At 72.8% G+C, this 21,130-nt stretch carries 15 protein-coding genes; 10 read left to right on the forward strand and 5 right to left on the reverse strand.

The window, feature by feature from the left end; all coding sequences use genetic code 11:
• Nucleotides 1–14 precede the first annotated feature (14 nt).
• From GA0070617_RS17590 to GA0070617_RS17605, 4 genes are read left to right on the forward strand one after another with little or no spacing between them, the layout of a single operon-like run.
• A complete protein-coding gene (locus GA0070617_RS17590) occupies nt 15–1,904 on the forward strand; it encodes a CRTAC1 family protein (RefSeq protein WP_091439293.1) in 1,890 nt (629 codons plus the stop codon).
• Nucleotides 1,905–1,930: 26 nt separating this feature from the next.
• Entirely contained in the window at nt 1,931–2,938 is a 1,008-nt protein-coding gene (locus GA0070617_RS17595; protein WP_229688577.1) for an enediyne biosynthesis protein UnbU, read from the forward strand.
• 27 nt (nt 2,939–2,965) lie between these two features.
• Nucleotides 2,966–8,668, forward strand: a complete 5,703-nt coding sequence (locus GA0070617_RS17600; protein ID WP_091439297.1) for a type I polyketide synthase — start codon at nt 2,966–2,968, stop codon at nt 8,666–8,668.
• 2 nt (nt 8,669–8,670) lie between these two features.
• Nucleotides 8,671–9,105, forward strand: a complete 435-nt coding sequence (locus GA0070617_RS17605; protein WP_091439301.1) for an acyl-CoA thioesterase — start codon at nt 8,671–8,673, stop codon at nt 9,103–9,105.
• A 32-nt stretch (nt 9,106–9,137) separates the two neighbouring features.
• Here GA0070617_RS17605 and GA0070617_RS17610 read toward each other — a convergent pair whose 3' ends face one another.
• Nucleotides 9,138–9,830 (reverse strand): winged helix-turn-helix transcriptional regulator, encoded by a 693-nt coding sequence (locus GA0070617_RS17610; RefSeq protein ID WP_091439304.1) that lies wholly within the window; start codon nt 9,828–9,830, stop codon nt 9,138–9,140.
• Nucleotides 9,831–9,935: 105 nt separating this feature from the next.
• Nucleotides 9,936–11,828 (reverse strand): AfsR/SARP family transcriptional regulator, encoded by a 1,893-nt coding sequence (locus GA0070617_RS17615; RefSeq protein WP_091439309.1) that lies wholly within the window; start codon nt 11,826–11,828, stop codon nt 9,936–9,938.
• A 199-nt stretch (nt 11,829–12,027) separates the two neighbouring features.
• Between GA0070617_RS17615 and GA0070617_RS17620 the strand changes: the two genes are divergently transcribed.
• From GA0070617_RS17620 to GA0070617_RS17630, 3 genes are read left to right on the forward strand one after another with little or no spacing between them, the layout of a single operon-like run.
• Nucleotides 12,028–13,320: an ABC1 kinase family protein gene (locus tag GA0070617_RS17620; RefSeq protein ID WP_091439312.1), complete on the forward strand. Its 1,293-nt coding sequence runs from the start codon at nt 12,028–12,030 to the stop codon at nt 13,318–13,320.
• 46 nt (nt 13,321–13,366) lie between these two features.
• Nucleotides 13,367–13,951 carry a hypothetical protein gene (locus GA0070617_RS17625; protein ID WP_308472689.1) on the forward strand — a complete coding sequence of 195 codons (585 nt, stop codon included), beginning with the start codon at nt 13,367–13,369 and terminating at the stop codon, nt 13,949–13,951.
• On the forward strand, nt 13,948–14,481 hold the full coding sequence (locus tag GA0070617_RS17630; RefSeq protein WP_139135696.1) for a copper resistance CopC family protein: 534 nt from the start codon (nt 13,948–13,950) through the stop codon (nt 14,479–14,481). Before GA0070617_RS17625 ends, GA0070617_RS17630 begins: the two co-directional genes overlap by 4 nt.
• Before the next feature lie 59 nt (nt 14,482–14,540).
• On the opposite strand, the gene GA0070617_RS17635 is transcribed toward GA0070617_RS17630, so the two are convergent.
• The 3 genes from GA0070617_RS17635 to GA0070617_RS17645 form a co-directional block, all read right to left on the reverse strand.
• Complete coding sequence (locus GA0070617_RS17635; RefSeq protein ID WP_091439322.1) at nt 14,541–15,650, reverse strand: SRPBCC family protein; 1,110 nt, start codon at nt 15,648–15,650, stop codon at nt 14,541–14,543.
• Nucleotides 15,651–15,770: 120 nt separating this feature from the next.
• Nucleotides 15,771–16,403, reverse strand: a complete 633-nt coding sequence (locus tag GA0070617_RS17640) for a DUF6073 family protein (protein WP_091439328.1) — start codon at nt 16,401–16,403, stop codon at nt 15,771–15,773.
• 18 nt (nt 16,404–16,421) lie between these two features.
• Nucleotides 16,422–17,747, reverse strand: a complete 1,326-nt coding sequence (locus GA0070617_RS17645; RefSeq protein WP_091439331.1) for a HEAT repeat domain-containing protein — start codon at nt 17,745–17,747, stop codon at nt 16,422–16,424.
• A 146-nt stretch (nt 17,748–17,893) separates the two neighbouring features.
• Here GA0070617_RS17645 and GA0070617_RS17650 point away from each other — a divergent pair, with 146 nt between their 5' ends.
• From GA0070617_RS17650 to GA0070617_RS17660, 3 genes are read left to right on the forward strand one after another with little or no spacing between them, the layout of a single operon-like run.
• Nucleotides 17,894–19,423: a KR domain-containing protein gene (locus GA0070617_RS17650; protein WP_139135697.1), complete on the forward strand. Its 1,530-nt coding sequence runs from the start codon at nt 17,894–17,896 to the stop codon at nt 19,421–19,423.
• The gene (locus tag GA0070617_RS17655) at nt 19,423–20,274 is read left to right on the forward strand and encodes an SRPBCC family protein (protein ID WP_091439334.1); all 852 of its coding nucleotides are present in this window, start codon (nt 19,423–19,425) and stop codon (nt 20,272–20,274) included. The genes GA0070617_RS17650 and GA0070617_RS17655 overlap by 1 nt, the downstream gene beginning before the upstream one ends.
• Nucleotides 20,271–21,128, forward strand: coding sequence for a helix-turn-helix transcriptional regulator (locus tag GA0070617_RS17660; RefSeq protein ID WP_139135698.1), 858 nt, complete (start codon nt 20,271–20,273; stop codon nt 21,126–21,128). The genes GA0070617_RS17655 and GA0070617_RS17660 overlap by 4 nt, the downstream gene beginning before the upstream one ends.
• Nucleotides 21,129–21,130: the final 2 nt, after the last annotated feature.

Raw genomic sequence — 21,130 nt, forward strand, 5'->3', positions numbered from 1 at the left:
GGGAGTTTCAGACGATGCAGGTACGCCGAACCCTCCGTACGTTGCTCACGCCGGTTGTCGCAGTGGTCGCCTGCCTGGCCACCGGTCTGGCCACCCAGCTACCGGCCGTCGGTGCCGACGAACGTCGGGCGCTGGCCGCCCGGTTCAGCTTCGCCGTCGCCGACCTCAACCAGGACCCGCCGCAGACCCGCGCCGTACGCGCCGTCCAGCCCGCCCTGCACCACCTGCGGTCCTGGATCTCCTCGGTCGGTGCCGGTGTCGCCGTGGCCGACCTGGACGGCGACGGACTGCCCAACGAGGCGTGCCTGGTCGACCCCCGCGACGACTCGGTGACCGTCCTGGCCACCCCGGACCGGCCGAACCGGTTCCCCGCCTTCGCACTGCCCCCACCCGGGACCGACCCGACGGTGGCCCCGACGGGCTGCCTGACCGCCGACCTCAACGAGGACGGCCGTCTCGACGTACTGGTCTACTACTGGGGCCGGCCGCCCCTGGCCTACCTGCGCCAGCCGGCAGCCCCCTTCGGACCGGCCGGTTACCGGCCCGTGGAGGTGGTGGCCCAGCCCGACGAGATCTGGAACAGCACCACCGCCAACGCCCTCGACATCGACGGGGACGGCCACCTGGACCTGGTGGTCGGCAACTACTTCCCCGACGGCGCGCGGGTGCTCGACCCGACGGCGCGTGACGACCCCCGGATGCAGATGCAGGACTCCATGTCCTGGGCCCGCAACGGCGGCCGGAACCGGATCCTCAGATTCACCGGGTCGACCTCGGTCGACGGGCTGGAGCACCCCGGTTACCAGGACGTCTCCGACGCGCTCACCGCCGATCAGAGCGGTTCCTGGACGCTCGCCATCGGTGGCCAGGACCTCGACGGGGACAACCTCCCCGAGCTGTACGTGGCCAACGACTTCGGCCGGGACTACCTGCTGCACAACCGCTCCCGCCCCGGTCAGGTGCGCTTCACCGAGCTGACCGGCACCCGGGGGGCGGACATGCCGAAGTCGAAGGTGGTCGGGCGGGACTCCTTCAAGGGGATGGGGGTGACGTTCAGCGACCTCAACCACGACGGGCGGCCGGACATCCTGGTCAGCAACATCACCACCCCGTACGCCCTGCAGGAGAGCAACTTCGCCTTCGTGAGCACCGGCACCGGCCCGATCCGGGACGGCCTGGCACCGTACCGCGACGACAGCCAGCCGCTCGGGCTGGCCCGGACCGGCTGGGCCTGGGACATCAAGGCCGCCGACTTCGACGGTGACGGTGAGGACGAGATCGTCCAGGCGCTCGGATTCATCAAGGGCACCGCCAACCGCTGGGCCGAACTCCAGGAACTCGCCATGGGCAACGACGAGTTGCTCAGGTTCCCGGCGGCCTGGCCGGCGTTCCGGCCCGGCGACGACCTCGCCGGCCACCAGCGCAACCCCTTCTTCGTACGGCGCTCCGACGGGCGCTACGTGAACGTGGCGGAGCAGATCGGGTTCGTCCAGCACGGGCCGACGCGCGGGCTCGCGGTCAGCGACGTCGACCACGACGGTCGGCCGGACCTGCTCGTCGCCAACCAGTGGTACCGGTCGCAGTTCCTGCACAACACCGGGGCCGCGCGCCCGTACCTCGGTCTGCAGCTGATGCTGCCGGCCGCCACGCCCGGCGGGCTGCCCCGACCGGCGGTCGGTGCCGTGGTGCAGCTGCGGCAGGCCGACGGATCGGTCCGCACCGGTCAACTCTATCCCTCCAACGGACACACCGGCGGCAACTCTCCCGAGCTGCTGTTCGGGCTGGACGACCCGAGCGCCACCGTCAGCGCCACCGTCACCTGGCGCGACGCGGCCGGGCAGCACACGGTGACCCGGACCCTGACGCCGGGATGGCACACCGTCGTCCTCACCCCCAACCCGTGACCCGCTCCGTCCCGAGGAGGTCGATCATGCCCGAGCAGAGCAACGCCACTGCCACCGCCGCAGGCCGGGGTGATCCCCGGGTGAAGGCGCTGCGCCGCTTCGCCCTGTCGATCACCGTGTTCAACGTTCTCGGTCACCTGCTGCTCGGCTTCGAGCAGGCGTACCTGACGCCGGTGGTCGGGGTGCTCACCGGGTACACGGTGGAGCTTGTGCTGGAGACCCTGGAGGCACGCGCCCAGGGCCGGCCGGCCCGGTATCTCGGCTCCCCGGTCGCGCTCGTCAACTTCCTCCTGCCGGCGCACATCGCCGGCCTGGCCTGCGCGATGCTGCTCTACGGCAACCAGAGCCTGTGGCCCACCATCTTCGCGGTGACGGTCGCCGTCAGCAGCAAGTACGTGGTGCGGCTGCGGGTGAACGGCACCCTGCGGCACGTGCTGAACCCCAGCAACTTCGGCATCAGCACGACCCTGGTGCTGTTCAGCTGGGTGGCCATCGCACCGCCGTACCACTTCACCGAGCACGTCTCCGGCGTACTGGACGTGGTGATCCCGGTCGCCATCCTCCTCGCCGGCGCCATGCTCAACGGCAAGCTGACCCGCCGGATGCCGCTGATCCTGGGCTGGTTGGGCGGGTTCGTCCTGCAGGCCGTGCTGCGTGCGGTGATCTTCGACGCGCAGCTCGCCGCCGCGCTGCTGCCGATGACCGGCGTCGCCTTCATCCTGTTCACCAACTACATGATCACCGACCCCGGCACCACCCCCACCGCACCCCGGCGGCAGGTGGTGTTCGGCATGACCGTCGCCTTCGTCTACGGCCTGCTGGTCGTCGCCCACATCACCTTCGGGCTCTTCTTCGCCCTGGTCATCGTCTGCGCCATGCGCGGCGGGCTGATTCTCGCCGCCAACCTGCGCCGCCGTCGTCGACCGTCCGGACCGCACGGGGCCGACCCGACCGGGCAGGTCGCGTCGTCCACGCCGCCGGCCACCGCGTCGGCACCGATGCCCGTCGCCGCCGTTCGCCGCTCGATGTCCTGATCACGTCGATCCGAGGGGGAGAAACCGATGGTCGACCACGTGGTGGTCCTCGGCATGGCCTGCCGGTACCCGGGCGCCGACACGCCCGGCGAGTTGTGGGAGAACGTACTCAGCCGCCGCCAGGCGTTCCGGCCCATCCCCGCCGAACGGCTGCCACTTGCCGAGTACGGCGGTGACGGCCCCGACCAGACGTACGTGCCCCGCGCGGCCGTCCTGGAGGGATGGACGTTCGACCGGCACCGGTTCCGCATCCCCGGGCAGACCTTCCGCTCCGTGGACCTGAGCCACTGGCTGGCCCTGGAGACAGCTGCCGCGGCACTGGCCGACGCCGGTCTGCCCGACGCCACCGGGATCGACCGGTCCCGGGTGGGGGTCGTCGTGGGCAACTCGCTCACCGGCGAGTTCTCCCGGGCCGCCGCGCTGCGGGTCAGGTGGCCCTACGTACGCCGGGTCGTCGACGCCGCGTTGGGCGACACCGACGTGGCAGGCGTGGACCGGGCCGCGCTGCTGGACCGGATCGAGCAGCTCTACAAGGCGCCCTTTCCCGCCCCGAACGACGAGACGTTGGCCGGCGCCCTCGCGAACACCATCGCCGGGCGGATCTGCAACCAGTTCGACCTGCACGGCACCGGGTACACCGTCGACGGCGCCTGTGCGTCCTCGCTGCTGGCCGTCATCACCGCCGCCGAGGCGCTCACCGCAGGTCAGCTCGACGTGGCGGTGACCGGTGGGGTGGACCTCAGCCTCGACCCGCTGGAGCTGGTCGGCTTCGCCCGGGTCAACGCGCTCGCCCGCGACGAGATGCGGGTGTACGACGCCGCACCGACCGGGTTCCTGCCCGGCGAGGGCTGCGGGATGGTGGTGCTCGCCCGCGAGTCGTACGCCCGGGAGCACGGGCTGCGTCCGTACGCCCGGCTCCTGGGGTGGGCCTCCTCCTCCGACGGCGGCGGAGGACTGACCCGGCCGGAGGCCGGTGGCCAGCGGCTGGCGTTGCTGCGGGCGTACCAGCGGGCCGGGATCTCGGCCGACCAGGTATCCCTGGTGGAGGGGCACGGTACCGGCACGGCGGTGGGTGACGAGGCGGAACTGCGGGCGTTGCTCGACGTGCGCGGTGCCGGCGCGCCACCGGCGGTGATCGGCAGCGTGAAGGCCAACATCGGCCACACCAAGGCGGCGGCCGGAGTGGCCGGGCTGATCAAGGCCACCCTGGCGGTCCAGCGGGAGGTGCTTCCGCCGACCACCGGCTGTGTCGACCCGCATCCCCTGCTCTCCGACGGAAGCAGCCTGCGGCCGGCGCGGCAGGCCGGCCCCTGGCCGACCGCCCAGCGGTACGCCGGAGTCAGCGCCATGGGGTTCGGTGGCATCAACACCCACGTGGTGGTGGGGGGCTGCACCCCGTCGGGGTCGTCGCGGCTCGGCGTCCACGTGCGGCGGCTCACCGCCGTGGCGCCCGACCACGAGGTGGTGGTCTGTGCGGCGGACAGCCCCGAGGAGCTCGCCGCCGAGCTGGTCCGGCTCCGGGAGACCGCGTACGCGATCAGTCGACCCGAGCTGACCGACCTGGCCGCCGCGCTCGCCGGCCGGCACCGGCCCACCGCGACCGCCCGGTTCGCGTGTGCCGTCGCCACGGCGACGGAACTGGTGGAGGCCCTCGACCGTGCGCTGGACCGGATCGCCGACGGCGACCTCCTCGACCCGGACCGACGGGTCTTCCTGCACAGCGGCACCCCGCTGCGGGTGGGGCTGCTCCTACCCGGCCAGGCCGCACCGGTGTACGCCGGCGGTGGGGCGCTCGGGCGGCTCCTCGACCCGGACGACGGGCGAAACGCCGACGTCGACGGCCCCCGGTCGGGCCGGGACGACGCGGAACCGGTCGACACCGCCGAGGCGCAACCGGCCATCGTGCGGTCCAGCCTGGCGGGTCTGCGCTGGCTGGACCGGCTCGGCACGCACGCGGTCGCCGCCGTCGGGCACAGTCTGGGTGAGCTGAGCGCACTGGTCTGGGCCGGCGCGCTCGGCCCCGCCGACGCGGAGTCGCTCGCGGCGGCCCGGGGCGCGGCCATGTCCGACGCCACCGCGGTGCCGTCGACCATGGTCGGGCTCGGGGCCGACCTGGTGACCGCACGCCGGCTGGTCGCCGACACCGGGGCGGTCGTCGCCGCCGACAACGCCGACCGGCAGGTGGTCGTCTCGGGGCCGCGCGACGCGGTCGAGGCGGTGGCGGCCACCGCTGCCCGGGAGGGCGTCGCGGTGACCCGACTCGCGGTGTCCCACGGTTTCCACTCCCCGCTGATGTCGGCGGCCGAGGCCGGGGTGCGCTCCGCCGCACGGCGGGTGTCCTGGCGTCCGCCGCGGCGTCCGGTGGCCTCCACCGTCACCGGGACGTGGTGGGCCGCCGAGGACCCGGTCGCGGTCCTGACCCGCCAGCTCACCGCGCCGGTCCGGTTCCGCGAGGCGCTGGCCCTGGTCGAGGCGGACCTTCTCGTCGAGGTCGGCCCGGGGCGGATGCTGAGTACCCTGGCCGAGACGGCGGGACGCCCGGCGGTCGCCCTGGACGCCGGTGCCGACAGCGCCCGGGCGGTGGCGACGGTGACCGCCGCGCTCTTCGCCGTCGGGGCGTCGCAGCGGGTCACGCCGTACTTCGACGGCCGCTTCACCCGGCCGTTCGACCTCGACCGGAAGCGGCAGTTCCTGACCAACCCCTGCGAGCGGGACCGGACCGTGGCGCCGGTCCGGCACGCCGACCGGCCCGAGCCGCCGCCGGCGGCAGGACCGCCCTGGCAGCCGGCGACGACACCCGCCGTGACGGCCCCGCACGACGGTGGCGCGCCCCTGGATCCCCTGTCCACGGTGGTCGCCCGGGTCGCCGCCGCAGCCGAACTGCCCGCCGACCAGATCGTTCCCGCCGCGCGGCTCCTGGCCGACCTGCACCTGAACTCGATCCGGGTGGGGCAGCTCGCCGCCGAGTTGGCCCGCGATCTGGGGCGGGCGCTGCCGGCCGCGCCGCTGACCCTGGCCACCGCGACGGTCGGGGAGCTGGCCGCCACCGTCGAGGCACTGCCGCCCGCCGACCGAACACCCGACCGGGTCGACGGCGTCGGGTCGTGGGTCCGGGTCTTCGACCACCACCTGGTGCCACGGCCCGCCGCCCAGACCGCCGGCACCGGCCGGTGGGAGCTCGTCGGGAACCTGGCCGGGCATCCGCTGGCCGACCGGATCCGCCAGGTCTTCGCCACCGACAGGCCCGAGCCGCTCGGCCGGTTGCTGGCGCTGCCGCCGGGGCTGACCGGCATCCCGGCCGAGGAGATCGTCGCCGCGTTGCGCGACAGTCACACCGATCGGCGACCGCTGGTGGTGCTGCACCACGGCGGGGTCGGCGCGGCGGTGGGCCGCAGCCTCGCCGTCGAGGCCCCGCAGGCGGCGGTGCTCGTCGTGGAGACCCCGGCCGACCTCGACGGGCTACGGCTGGCCGCGCTCGAGGCGGGTCAGGGCTTCACCGGATACCAGGAGGTGGTCTTCGGCGCCGACGGCGTCCGCACCACGCCGGTGACCCGGCTGTTGGACAGCATGCCGCACGACCACCGGGACATCCCGCTGGGCTCCGGCGACGTCTGCCTGGTCACCGGCGGGGCGAAGGGAATCGGCGCGTACTGTGCCGCGGAGCTCGCCGCGGCGGTGGGCGCGACCATGGTGCTGCTCGGCCGCAGCCCGCAGGACGATCCGGAGGTGCGGGCGACGGTGCGGCGCACCGGTGCGGCGTACCGGCAGGTCGACCTGACCGACCGCGCCGCCGTCGCCCGGACCGTGGCGGCGGTCCGCGCCGAGTTCGGCCCGGTACGCGGACTCCTGCACGCCGCCGGCCGCAACGAGCCCACCACGATCCCGGAGCTGACCCCCGCCGAGGTACGCGCGACACTGGCTCCGAAGGCGGACGGTTTCGAACACGTCGTCGACGCGCTGCCAGCGGAGGAACTCCGGTTCGCGGTCGCCTTCAGCTCGGTCATCGGACGGACCGGGCTGCCCGGGGAGACCGCGTACGCGGTGGCCAACGAGTATCTCAGTCGGCGGTGCACCGAACTGGCCGCCGCCGTACCCGAGGTGCGCTGGCTCAGCGTGGAGTGGTCGGTGTGGTCGGGCACCGGGATGGGGGTACGCCTCGACGCGCTCGACGGGCTCATCCGCCGAGGGGTCGCGCCCATCCCTCCGGACGAGGGCACCCGGCTGCTGCTGCGGTTGCTGGCCGCCCCCGCCCTGCCCCCGGTCGTCCTGGTCGCCGGGCGGCTCCCGGTCGGACCGACGCTGGCCTGGTCCGGCGACGAGGAACTCCCCGCCCGGTTCCTGGAGAACCGGCTGCTCCGTACCCCCGCTGTGGAGTTGGTGGCCGAGGCGAGCCTCTCCCTCGGCGCCGATCCCTACCTGGCCGACCACCGGGTCGACACCGTGCCGGTGTTGCCGGCGGTGCTGGGCCTGGAGGCGATGGCCCAGGCAACGGCCGCCCTGGGCAACAAGACCGTGCCGGGGGTGCTCTCCGAGGTCACCCTCGCCCGGCCGGTGACCGTCGGGGAACGGGATCCCCGACTGATCCGGACCGCCGCGCTCACCGACGAGGACGGGTCGGTACGCGTGGTGATCCGCAGCGACGAAACCGGTTTCGCCGTCGACCACCTGACGGGCCGCTACGGTGGGCTGCCGGGGGCCGGGCGGCCGGTGGGGACGCCGACGACCGAGGTGTCGATCGCCGGTGCGCCGCTCTACGGGCCGTTGTTCTTCCACGGGCCACGGTTCCAACGGGTGGACGGGTACCACGGTCTCAGTGCCGACCGCTGCACGGCCCGGTTGCGGGCGCTGCCGGCGCAGCAGTGGTTCGGCGGGTTCCACGGCCAGCACCTGGAACTCGGTGACCCGGGGGTACGCGACGCGGCCCTGCACGCCGTCCAGGGCTGCGTACCGGACCGTCGGGTCCTGCCGGTGGCGGTGGCCCGGGTGGAGATCCACGCCCGCGCAGAGGGGCAGCTCACCCTCGACGCCCGGCAACGCGCACAGGACGGCGACGAGTACGTCTTCGACCTGACCGTGACCGATTCCAGCGGGTTCCCCGTCGAACAGTGGTACGGGCTGGTGCTGCGGGCGGTCGGTCCACTGGCCATGCCGGCCTGGCCGCTGCCGCTGCTCGGGCCGCTGCTGGTGCGCGAGTTGCGCCGCCGCCACGACGTGACCGTGGACCTGCTGACCGCACCGGGCGACCGCACCGACCGGCGTCGTAGCCGCGACCTGGCCGCCTGGCTGGCCGACGCCCCGGTCCGGCACGACCCGCAGGGGCGGCTACGGGTCGACGGCCGGCCGGAGAGACGCCGGCTGAGCGCCAGCCACCTGGACGGCCACGTCGTGGTCGCCGCAGCGCGGCACCCGGTCGGTGTCGACTGGGCGCTGCTCGACGACGCCGCGCAGCTGCCGACGGCGGCCGAACCGGTGACGGCGGCGGTCGCCGAGGCCGCCGCCGAGCAGCCGCAGGAGGCGGCGGCGCGCATCTGGACCTGCCGGGAGGCGCTGGCGAAGGTGGGGGAACCCGCCACCGCACCCCTGACGGTACGCGGCCCGGTCGGCGACGGCTGGGTGCTGCTCGGCAGCGGCAGCCACGCCCTGTACAGCCGGATCGTCGACACGGAGGCCGGTCGGGTGGCGTTCGCCCTGTCCCTCGACAGCCGGCCGGCACCCGCGGAGGTGAGCTGACCATGGCGGTCGCGTACGTCCACAGTCACCGGGTCACCTTCGACGAGACGAACCTGGTGGGCAACGTCTACTTCGCCCACTACCTGCACTGGCAGGGGCACTGCCGGGAACACTTCCTGGCCGAACACGCCCCCGGCGTGCTGGCCGCCCTGGACGACGGGTTGGCCCTGGTGACCCTGGAGTGCTCGGCCCGGTTCTACGCCGAGGGCCGGGCGATGGACCAGGTGGAGATTCGGATGGAGTTGGACCACCTGAACGGTCACCGGGTGGCGATGTGCTTCGACTACGTCCGGGTCGCGCCCGGCCCGGCGCAGCTGATCGCCCAGGGCAACCAGTCCATCGCCTGCATGCGCCGGGGCCCGGCGGGGTTGGAGCCGGTGCGGGTGCCGCAGGAGTTGCAGGCGGCGTTGACCCGGTACCAGGCGGTGCCGCGATGACGGTGGACGCCGCCGGGTGGGGGCCGGCCGCATCACCTCGGCGCAGGCAGCGCCCCCGTCAGGCGGCCGGTCAGGTTGATCAACCGCAGGCAGCGCGGCACCGCCGCAGCCGGCCCGACGACCCGTACCGCCTGGCTGACCACCGCCTCCAGCGGGTCGAGCCGCCCCAGGCCGAGGGCGAAGAAGGTGGTGGAGTCGGTGCTCACCCGCAGCGCCGGGTCGACCGCCGCGGTGGGCACCACGCTGACCGACCCGCCGACCACCGCCACATGGAAGAGCTCACCGTCGACATCGAACTCGTAGGTCTCGTCGGGAACGTCGGCGGGCACCTCGTCGATCATCGCCTCGACGGCGAGCACGGCCCAGCTGGGCCGGGTCACCCCACCGGCCGGTGCGGGCCGGTGGGCGCTGTAGGACAGGCCGAAGCGGGCCAGGCTCAGGATCGGCTCCCGCAGCCGTTGCCCCAGCTCGGTGAGCTCGTAGCCGGAGGTACGCCGGTCCGGGTCCAGGGAACGCACCAGCCCCGCGTCGATGAGGAATCCGAGCCGGTCGGCCAGCAGATTCGTGCCGATCCCCGGCAACGCCTCCAACAGTTCTCCGTAACGCCGCTGACGCAGCAGCAGCTCCCGCACGATCAGCAGGGTCCATCGTTCACCGACCACGTCCAGCGCGTAGGCCAGACCGCACTGCTGATCGTAGGTCCGGCGCTCTCTGGTCTGCTTCATCTGCCCGCCCCCGACCGACGCTGCTCTCGTTCTTTACTATCGCATAGCAGTGGTAGCGGGAGCGACGGGTCCGCACCGCGACCGGACGGACACCGTCGGGTCCAGTCAGAGCTGGTGTCCGGTCCCGCCGGACAGGGGCCGCGCGCGCCGGTCTCCGGCGGCGTGCCGCTCGGCGGCCTGCGTCGCCGCCATCCGGTGCACCAGCCGCAGCATCTGGTACCGCACGCCGCGCGGGCCGGTACGCCGGGCCAGCAGCGACTGGCTGGTCAACCGGTCCAGCAGGCCGGGTACGGCGTCGGTGGAGTCGGTGGCGGTGGCAGCCCAGCGGCGGCGGACCTCGTCGAGCGTGAACTCCCGTGGTCCCGTGCCCAGCAGGAGCAGCAGCCGGCGCTCCCTCGGACCGAGACAGTCGACGCTGCGTCGCAGCGCGAGGTACAGGGACCGGTGGTGCACCGGGTAGCCACGCCGGTGCGGGTGCAGTCGGTGCAGCGGGTCGGCGACCCGCCGCAGCAGCTCGGTGAGGCTGTCGGTGTAGAGGCAGGCGGCGGCGAGTTCGAGGGCCAGGGGCAGTCCGTCGAGCTGGTGACAGATCCACGCCACGGCGGCGGCGTTGGTGGCCCGCAGCTGGAAACCCGGACAGACCTGGGCGGCCCGCTGGACGAAGAACCGTACCCCGGCGTTGTCCTCGACGACCGACAGACCGTCGGCGGCGGGCAGTGGCAACGGGCCGATGCGCCGCACCGCCTCGCCCGGCAGGGCGAGCGGTTGTCTGGAGGTCACCAGCACGGAGACGGCCCGGCAGCCTCTCACCACGTCGTGCACCACGGCCGCGACGGTGTCGGCGAGATGCTCGACGTTGTCGAGCACCAGCAACCGGGGCCCGTCGCCGAGCACCTGCACCGGATCGGCCGACGCCGGTCCGCCGACGGTCTCCGCCAGGCAGGCCGAGAGGGCCGCCCGATTTGTCGTCTCGGCGAGTTCCAACACCACCACCCCGGCGGGGAAGGCGCCCTGTACGCGTTCGGCCACCGCGAGCCCGACGGCGGACTTGCCACACCCGGGGGGACCGACGACGGTGAGCAACCGGTTGGTGGCGAGCGAGTCGGCGATGGTGCCCACCTCAAGGCGCCGGCCGACCAGCGGACCCACCGTCGGGCCCGGCCCGAACCAGGGGGATCGGGCCAGGCCCGCGGCACCGGGCACCGGCGGTGCGCTCGTCGCGGGCTGCTCGTGCAGGAACGAGTCGTAGACGGTAGCCAGCTCGGGGCCGGGTTCGACCCCGAGTTCGGTACGCAGCCGGGCGCGCACCTGGTCGTAGTGGTGCAGGGCAGCGGCCCGCTGGCCGGTGTGGACGAGTGCCGAGAAGTACGCGGCCTGGACCGCCTCCTCCAACGGCTCGGCCGCCGCCATCCGTTCGGCGTGCGGCAGGACCACCGCCGCCTGCCCCAGTCGCAGCCCGATGGTGGTGTAGGCCAGGCCGGCGACCAACCAGTCCCGGCGCAGCGACTCGACCTCCCGACTGTCCGGCCACAGGCCGACGCCCAACTCGGTGAGCAGCGGATCTCGCCACAATTGCATGGCCTGGCCGTAGCACTCGAAGGCCCGGGACTCGTCCTCGGCCTCGGCGAGGACCCGGGCCGTCGCGGTGAGCCGGCCGAAGCGGACGGCGTCCACCCGGTCCGCGTCGGCCTTGAGCCGGTAACCGCCGGAGACGGAGGCGATCACGTTCGTCCGGAACCGGGGCGGGGTGTCCGGCTCCAACGCACACCGCAGTCGGGCGATGTACGTACGGATCAGCTCCTCGACCCGGCGCGGTGGCCGACCGCCCCAGATCGCCGAGGACAACGCCTCCGAGCCGACCGGTTCCCCGGCGTGCAGGGCGAGGTAGGCGAAGACCGCACGTTGCCGGGGTGGGCCGAGGGCGATCTCCTGGTCGCCGTGGTAGGCGCGGACCGAACCGAGAACGGTGATGCGCAGCTTCCGGCTTGCATCTTCCATGCAACACCCCCAGTCCCGAGGCTAGACATCCGAAGAGTGAGCGTCCAGACACGCCCAGCCCACAGGACGGGCCACCGGCCCCGATCCCGCGCGGTACGCCACCGCTCTCCCGACGTCAGGAGGTCAAGCCGTGCGTCCACCACCCCGTGACCAGCCCGCTCCACCCCCCGTGACCAGCCTGGAAGGCACACCGGGGGCAGTGGCCCTGACCGTGCGCGCCGTCACCGTCGGGATCAGTTGCGCGGCGCGACTGCTGCCCGCGGTCGCCGCTGCCGGTGTCCTTCGGGTGGTACGCGGCCGAGCCGCCGCGCGACGGCACTTCTACCGCCGGCTCGTCGGTCAGGCACAGCGGCTGGGCCCGGCCACCGTGAAGGTCGGTCAGCTGATGGGGACCCGACGGGACATCCTCCCGGCCGTGCTCTGTGACGAACTCGGCCGGCTGCACGACCGGGTCCGGCCGATGACCGACCGACAGTTCCGGACCGCGTTGACCCAGGCGTACGGCGCGCAGACCGACCAGGTCTTCGCCCGGCTGGACTCGACCGCGGTGGCCAGCGGCAGCATCGCCGGGGTGTACCGGGCGACGTTGCCGGACGGGCGGGACGTCGCCGTCAAGCTGCGTCGCCCGGACATCCGCCGACGGATGCTGCTCGACCTGACCCTGTTGCACCGGTTCGCCGTGCTCGCCGGCCGGTTGCCCCGGCTGCGCGGAGTGCCGTTGGCCGAGCTGGTCGGGTTCGTCTGCTCGGCGATCCAGGGTCAGCTCGACCTCGCCGCCGAGCAGGAGAACCTGCTCCGGCTGCGAGCCAACTTCGCGGACAACGAGTACGTCCACGTCCCGGAACCGGTGCCCGAGGCGTCCCGCCCCGGCGCGCTGGTGATGGAGTTCATCCCGGAGCTGGTCACCGGTCAGCTCGCCTCGATCGTCCCGCAGCGGCGCTCGCAGTTGGCCGAACGCACCCTCGGGGCCGTCTACCAGATGCTGTTCCTCGACGGTCTGGTCCACTGCGACCTGCACCCGGGGAACGTCTACTTCCGCGGTCCCAGGGTGGTCGTGCTCGACGCCGGCTTCACCGTCCGCCTTCCCCCGACCGTACGCCGGCAGTTCGGTGAGTTCTTCCTGGGCCTGGCCCTCGGGCGCGGCCGGCGCTGCGGGGAGGTGGTGGTGGAGAGCGCGGTCGAGGTGGCACCCGACGCCGACGTGGACGGATTCGTCGACCGCATCGCCGACCTGGTCGCCCGCAACGCCGGCATGCCGGCACGGGAGTTCGACCTGGCCGCCTTCGGCACCGAACTGTTCACCCTGCAACGGGACTTCGGGCTCTACGCCGCCTCGGAGTTCGTCTTTCCGCTGCTGTCCCTGCTGGTCATCGAAGGGACCATCCGCGAGCTCGACCCGGACGTCGACTTCCAGGCCGTGGCCCGCCCGATGCTGCTGCGCGCCGCCGCGGCGAACGTCCACCCACCCGCAGCTGACCGCCGATCAGCCTGACCGCGACCACCCGTGCACCATCCCCCACACCCCGATGGAGGAGACCGTGACGATCTCGCACCGGAAGCCGACCGGGACCACCCTCACCGACCGGCTCAACGCGCAGTGGCACCGCCCCGCACTCTGGGGATTCACCGCCGTGGTCATCGCCCACTGGGCCGAACACCTGGTGCAGGCGGCTCAGATCTGGCTGCTGGGGTGGCCGGTACCGCAGGCCCGGGGCCTGCTCGGCCAGGCCTATCCCTGGCTCGTCCAACAGGAGTGGCTGCACTACGGGTACGCCCTGGTGATGCTGGTCGGCCTCTGGATGCTGCGGCGGGGGTTCACCGGCCGCGCCCGCACCTGGTGGCTCGTCGCGCTGGGCATCCAGTTCTTCCACCACATCGAACACCTGCTGCTGCTGGTGCAGTACCTCAGCGGTGCGCACCTGCTCGGCCGACCGGTGCAGACCAGCCTGCTCCAGCTGGTGATACCCCGGGTCGAGCTGCACCTTTTCTACAACGCGATCGTCTTCCTCCCGATGGTGGTGGCGATGTACCTGCACGTCCGTCCGACGGCCGCGGAGCAGGCCGCGAGCCGGTGCTACTGCGCGCCCCGGCACCGCGGCGAACCCGCCGGGGTCGCGGGGTGACGGCCCGCCGCGCCATCGCGCTGACCATGCTGGCGCTCTGCCTCGCCCTGCTGGTCCGACCGCTGTTCCGGGTGCCGCCGGGGGAACTCGCCGCGGCCAGCCCGGCCGACGGTGCGACGCTCACCGCACCGCCCGACGCCGTGGTCCTGACCTTCCGGTCGTCTCCCCGGGCCGGGACCACGCACGTCGCGGTGGTCGACGGGGACGGCCGGCCGGTGTCCGCCGGGCCGCCCCGCACGCAGACGACGCAGGTTCAGCTGCCGGTGTCGATCGATGCCCCGGGTTGGTACCGGGTCGCCTACCACACGGATCTCTCCGACGGTTCCCGTGCCACCGGGTCGGTGACCTTCGCCGTGGGTGCCCCGGAGGGCGATCTGCCGCCCCAGGCCGCGACGCCGGCTGAGGACGGTGGCCACGCTGGACACGGTGGCCCACCCGATCCGCTGACCATGGCGGCGCTGGCGGCGAACGTGGTGGTGCTGCTGGTCATCGCGGTCAAGCTGGTCCGCACCCGGCGGTCGGGGTGGTGAGCGGGCGGAGCCCCCGGGCCCGTTCGGCGGGCCCGGGGGACCCTCGCCTGAAAAGTTCGTCACCGGCTCCAGCCGTGCGGACCGGCATCGACCCGCTGGGCCCCGTTCGGGGCGCCGGCGGGTGCCGGGGCGTCGAGTGGGGGCTGCCCACCGGAGGGACGCGAGCCGAACGCCTCCCCACAGAGTTGGTGGGCGCGGCCCATCGCCCCCACCCAGAAACCGGTCAGGATCCGCCGTTCCGCCAACGGGGGCGTGCCGCTGCCGAAGATCTCCCAACCGGAGTGGAAGACCTGCAACAGGCTGCGTCCCAGACCGGCCGGCTCTATCCAGAGGTGCCCGGCGAGCTCGCCCGGCCAGCCCGCGCGACGCAGGTTGAACTCCAGCCGGGGCAGATACGACGGAAACTGCTGGTACGCCTCAAGATGCCGGTGCACCGCGAGGGTGGCGACCCCGCTGGCGTCACCGAGGATGATGCCCACCGTCTCCCCCTCGGCCAGCGAGCCGCTCGTCCGGCTGAGCCAGTACTGGCTGGCGGAGACGGCGGTCAGCATGCTCCACACCTCGAAAGTGCTGCCCGGCAGCTCGACCTGCACGTAGGGGCCCATCCGCCGCCAGGGCCACCGCCACGCGGTGCCGGTACGCAGGTAGTCGGCGAGCTGGTCGAGGATTCCGGGCCAGCCCATCCCGTTCCAGGACCGCCAGTCCGACGGCGGGTTGAAGGACTCCTCGATCACGGTCACCTCGGTCCCCCGGCCGTCGCCGACCGACGCGATCTCCCAGGTGACCTGGGTCGCCGGGCCGACACCCACCCAGCGCCAGAGGTAGGTGAGTCGGCCGGTGCCGCCGTCGGGCTCCCGTCGGCCGGTGGTGCGGCAGAGAAAGAACTCGCCGTCGCCGAAGTCGAGGATCGCCTCGCCGTCGGAGGTCGCCCAGGATCCGCGGCACACCGCCAACCAGCGGGCCACCTGCTCCGGGTCGGTCAGGGCGCTCCAGACCCGCTCGACCGGCGCCGGAATCCGGACCTGGCTGACCAGTCGCTCCCACCGGTCCTGTTGGACGGGAAAGGCACCGTTGCGGTGCAACACGGGGAAGTCGTCGGGCCCGACACCGGCGAACCGGGGTCGGTTCTCCTGCCAGCTGGCGGATCCGTTGCTCTCGGGTACGGACATGGCAACCTCCGGGAGTCCATCGAGGACCGGGCCCAGCACCCACGCCGCGGGCCCGGATGGCGGTCGGGACGGAACGAGGTGCCGGACCACCCGGGCCCGGCACCTCGGCTGGATCCGTGCTCAGAGCTCGTCGGGGGCCAGGTAGCCGCCCATGTTGAAGCGCAGGCTGGTCAGGTACGCCACCGGCTGACCGTCCGGGTCGTTGATGTCCAGCAGCGGCATCATCCGGTAGATCTGGCCCTTGCCGGGGGCCCCGGCCGGCGGGATGGAACGGACGTCGTCGATGGTGAGGATGATCGGCTCGCGGTTGATCAGCTTCAGCCCGAGCTTCGGCATGTCGAAGATCGCCCCGACGGCCATCCGGCAGGCCTTGGCGGCCGGCCCCTCACCGGCGTACGGGTCGAACGGGGTGCGGATCTGACCGGCCGAGAGGCAGTCCGGGTTCAGCGTGACGGTGATCTGGCCGAGCTCCTCGCACTCGCCGACCATCTTCATCTCGATCAGGTTGGTGTAGACCTCGGCGTTCGCCCACTCCTGGGAGGTGGAGGGCGAGCGCACCACTCGGACCCAGCCCTTGAAGGCCACCGTGTACTCGCCCACGCCGGGCACGGCGAAGGTGTCGATCGAGTCGATGCCGAGGTTGTCGATGCCCGGCTCCGGCGGGGTCCACGGTACGACCGGGGCACCGGCGTAGACGTTGGGGACGCCGTCGGTGGCGACCGGACGGCCGAAACGGATCGCTTTGGTGGTCATGATTGTTCGTCTCCTCGGCTACGGCAGCAGGGTGGTGTGGTCGCAGCAGGTCATACCGGGCCGGTCAGCCACGCCGTCCTGGTTCATGTCGATCTCACCGTCGACGGTGGAGTAGACGTTGCGGGAGTTCAGGTCGATGACACCGTCACCGTCCCAGTCGTTCAGCTTTCCCTTGAAGGTGCCAAGGATGAAGGCGTTGGTCATGTGCCCGATCTCCGGGTCGTGCAGGGTGGAGAGCACTCCGTTGCCCGGCGCGAGGATCTGCTCCATCGACTGGCCGGCGATGCGCGCCAGGTCGACGTAGCCCCAGCCCTGGAACCGGCCCCGGACGTACCGGATCGCCGCCTCCTCGCGGACCTGGAACTTCGGCTCCAGGTGCCAGGTGCCGTACCGGGCGAAGCCGATGTTGGCCTGCCGGGTCCCCTGGCTCGGGTCGTCGGCCCGGCCGGACTTGAAGAACGTCCGGGGCACCAGCGACTCGAAGAAGAAGTTGCCCCGGTCCCGACGCGTACGGTCGGTGAAGCCCCGGAACAGGTAGTTGTCGCAGTGCGGGGAGCCGTCGGCGTGCAGCCCGTCGATGGTCTTGGCGATCACCAGCTGACGCTCACGGGTGGACACGTTGGGGCAGGCGTGCGCCTGGCCGTAGATGCGGGCCAGCCCCTGCGGGGCGAGCGAGATCTTGCCCCAGTGCTGGTTGGAGTTGTCCAACCGCACGTAGAGATCGCAGTGGATGAGCAGGTAGATCGTCTCGTCGAAGGTCCGGCCCGGGGTGTAGAGACCGGGGCGGCCGTCGAACGCCGGGTCACCGGTCTGCAGTTCGCTCTTGAACAGCAGCGCCCACTCGGCGATCTCCGGGTCGGCGTCGGTGGTGAACCGGTGCAGGGTGGCCAGGGCCTGCGGACCGCCGAGCTTCTCGATCGCCCACAGGGCGTCCCAGCGGACCTCCCGGTTGCTGTCGTGCAGAACGGCCTGCTCAAGCAGTTCGATCGCGTCCGGCAGGTCGCGGTCGGCGTACTCGAACAGGGCCTGCTCGCGCAGCGCCGGGTCGGGGTGGTTCAGGGCCTGGTCGCGCAACTCCTGGTTGGAGCGGTTGTCCAGCCGGACGGCCACCCGGTTCAGCGCGTAGCCGAAGTCGCTGGCCCACGCCGCCGGGTCACCCGCGACGAAGCGCGGGTCCACGCTGGACAGGGTGGTGCGGTAGGAGAAGTTGAGCGCGTCTCGTTGGTCGACACTGAGGTCGTCGACCAGGATCGGGGCAGCCTCCGCTCCGACCGCGTCCGCCCACTTGCCGGGGTCGCGATCGGCGAACGATGCCGGGGACTTGTTGCACAGGTCGATTGCCATCTGGTGCCTCCTTCGGCGGGGTCTCGCCTGTATCCCGACGGTATGAGCCCACATGCTTTCTATGCTTCTCTCAAGTTGCGCAGCACAGAACCCGACCAAGACCCCTGTGTGGTATATCTTTTTCAAGTAACTGTTTCGGAGGCGGCATGTCAGTGCCCGTACCGCTCCCGCCCATCCGGCCCCGGATCCGACTCCGCGCGCTGGCCGCCGTCCGGGTTCCGCGCCACCCGCCACCGCGCGCCGCCCGATGGCGGCTGGTCGGCACCCGGACGAACCCGCTGGCCGAACGGCTGCTCACCACCGCCTACCCGGCCGCCGGCCCCACCGTCGACCTCCTGCTGCTCGGCACCGCCTGGACCTCGGACGCGTCGGCCCAGGTACGCGCCACGGCCCGGGCCCGGCACGCCACGCTGGTCCACACCGGAGCCGGCGGGGGCAGCCTGCTCCGAGGACTCACCGCCGAACGACCCGGCACGTCGGCCACCACCATCGAACTGGCGGGGCAGAGTCCGGCCGCACTGCGCAGCGCCGCCGGACTGCTCGCCGCACCCACCTGCGGCGAGGAACTCACCGTGCACCAGGACGGTTCGGTGAGCACCGTCGGATGGCAGGAGTTCGCCCTGCCGTCCGCACCTACGACCACCCTCACCGGCCGGGAGGTGCTGGTCACCGGCGGACTCGGCGGGCTGGGCGTACGCGTCGCCCTCGCCCTCGCCCGGATCGGGGCCCACCCGGTGCTGGTCGACGTCCGCCGACCCGACGACGCCCCGCCCGACGTCGTACGTTGCCTGGACACGCTGCGCCGGGCACAACCCGCCACCCGGACCGTCCACGTCGACCTGACCGACCCGGTGGCCACCACCGGGCAGCTGGCCCGATACCGCCCCCGGGCCGTGGTGCACTGCGCCGGCCGGATCGCCGGCGGCACCGGCCGGGAACTGACCGACCCCGTGATCGACGCACTGGTGGCAGCCAAGGTGACCACGCTGCACACCGCGCTGGCGGCGATCGACCCCACCGGACTGCGGGCCGTCCTCACCTTCGGTTCGGTCACCGCACACGGAAGCCATCCCGGCCTTGCCGGGTACGCCCTCGCCAACGAACTGCTCCGCCGGGAGACCCGCCGACTTTCCGAGACCCACCGCCAGGCCCGCTGGTGCACCGCCGAATGGTCCCTGTGGTCCGGAGCAGGCATGGCCAGGAACGTCGTACGCGCCGCCGCCCGGCAGTTGGGCATGGTGCCGGTGCCGGTCTCCACGGGAAGCGCCACGGCCGTGCGGATCCTGACCGCACTGGCCGCGACCGACCGACCACCGCCGCCGCAGTCGTTGGTGATCGCCGGAACCTGCCCGGGGGCCGAGGGCGACTGGGCGGGACGCCCCGAGGGACTACCAGGGATCGACGCCGAACTGCTGGCCCCGTCCGGCGCCGACCTGGACCACCTGATGGGCACCGTGGCCCGGGCCGCCGCCGCCCGCGACGCCGCCCCGGAACCAGGGGCGGATCCCGCGCCGGCCGCCACCGCGACCGGCCCGTTGTTCGTGCGCGCCACCGTCCGCGGTGACCTGGTGGAGTGCACCGCCGTGCCGGCGGCCGAGCGGGACGCGCCCCCGCAGGCCCGCCGCCGTTACCGAATCGATCCATCAGTCCGGACGACCGAGGAGGGTGAGCACTGATGCCGGAGGACTGTTCGAGACTTCCCGAGGACTGGGTACGGGTGAGCACGACCGTGCACCAACCGCCGGCGACCGTCTGGCGGGCACTGACCGAACCTCAGGGACTCGCAATGTGGCTGGGCCGCGTCGACCCGCCGATGGCCCCCGGGGTCGCCACCCGCATCGACTTCGGCGACGGCGACTTCTTCGACGTGGAGGTCGACCTGGTACGCGCGTACGACCGGCTCTCGTTCCGCTGGCGGTTCCTCGGCGTCGGGCCGGAGGCCCAGATCACCTGGACGGTGACCGGCGACGACCGGAGCAGCACGTTCACCGTCGACGACCGGTGTCCCGGTCGCCCCCCGTCCGAGGTGGCGCAGTTGAAGGAGGGCTGGCGCGACTTCACCGAGCGACTCACGGCGTACCTGACCACCGGCGCACAGTCGCGGTACCGCTGGCGTCAGGTGATCGACGGCGGCGCGCACCTACCCCCCACCCGGTGGCGACCGCTGCGCGAGGACGGGGTGTTCGAGTGGTTGCCGATCGGCACCGACGGTGACCGGCAGGGCTGGTTCTTCGTGGTCGACAACGACGGGCCCCGCCGCTTCGCCATCACCGACTGGTCGATGGTGCCCGACCGGACCCTGACCTTCTCCGTCGCCATACCCCAGGCTCGCGCCCTGACCACCTGTGAGGTGCGGCTCACCCCGCACGAGGGCGGCACCCACCTCCGGGTCCAACACGAGGGTTGGGGTCGGCTCGGGCTGACCGACCTGCACTCCCGGGGACTGCGGCACCGGTTCGCCGCGACCTGGGCGGCGGCGCTGTCCCTGGCCGAGCAGACCGCGCACACCCGGCAGGGGTCCCGGTGAGCGCGGCGGGCACGGACCAGCGTCGTCCCGGTACGCCGGCGGGCAGCCCACAGCAACGCGCGGCCGTCCAACGAGTGGTCACCGCACTGCGCGAGCACGTCGAGGAGCCGTGGACCCTGAACGGGATGTCGCGGATCGCCTATCTGAGTCCGTTCCACTTCAATCGGGTCTTCCGCCGGGTGACCGGCACCCCGCCCGGTCGGTTCCTCTCCGCGCTGAGGATGGCGCGGGCCCGCCATCTCCTGCTCTCCACCGGCATGACGATCACCGACATCTGCACCGCCGTGGGCTACAGCAGCCTCGGCACCTTCACCACCCAGTTCACCGAACAGGTGGGGATGACGCCCGGCCGGCTGCGGCTCGTGCACGCGGCCTACGGACAGCAGCAGATCGGCGATCTCCTGGCCGGGTCCGACCGGGCTCCGGTTCCCGCGGTCCCCGTTCCCGGGCCGGCAGGCCGACCTCGGCCGGCCGGCGGCACGGTGACCGGGACGGTGGAGGCCGGCCCCGGGCCGGACCGGCTGATCCTGGTGGGACTCTTCCCCGGTCCGGTCGCCCAGGGGGCACCGGTCGCCTGCACCAGCAGGACCGGGTCGGGGCGGTTCGTCCTGCCCGACGTGCCGGCGGGCACCTTCCACCTCCTGGCCACCGCCCTGCCGGCCCAGGCCACCGTGGGGCAGGTGATGACCGACTCCAGCCCCGCCGACTGCTGGGTAGGTGCCGGCCCACGGCCGGTGGACGTCCGCCCGGGCGAGCGTCCCGAGCAGGAACGGCTCGCACTGGCCCCGGCAGCCTCCATCGACCCGCCGATCCTGTCCGGACTCCCCCTGCTCCACCTCACCCGGGCGGCCTGACC

Origin of the sequence: Micromonospora yangpuensis, assembly GCF_900091615.1 — a bacterium.
In the GTDB taxonomy this organism is placed as follows: Bacteria; Actinomycetota; Actinomycetes; order Mycobacteriales; family Micromonosporaceae; genus Micromonospora; species Micromonospora yangpuensis.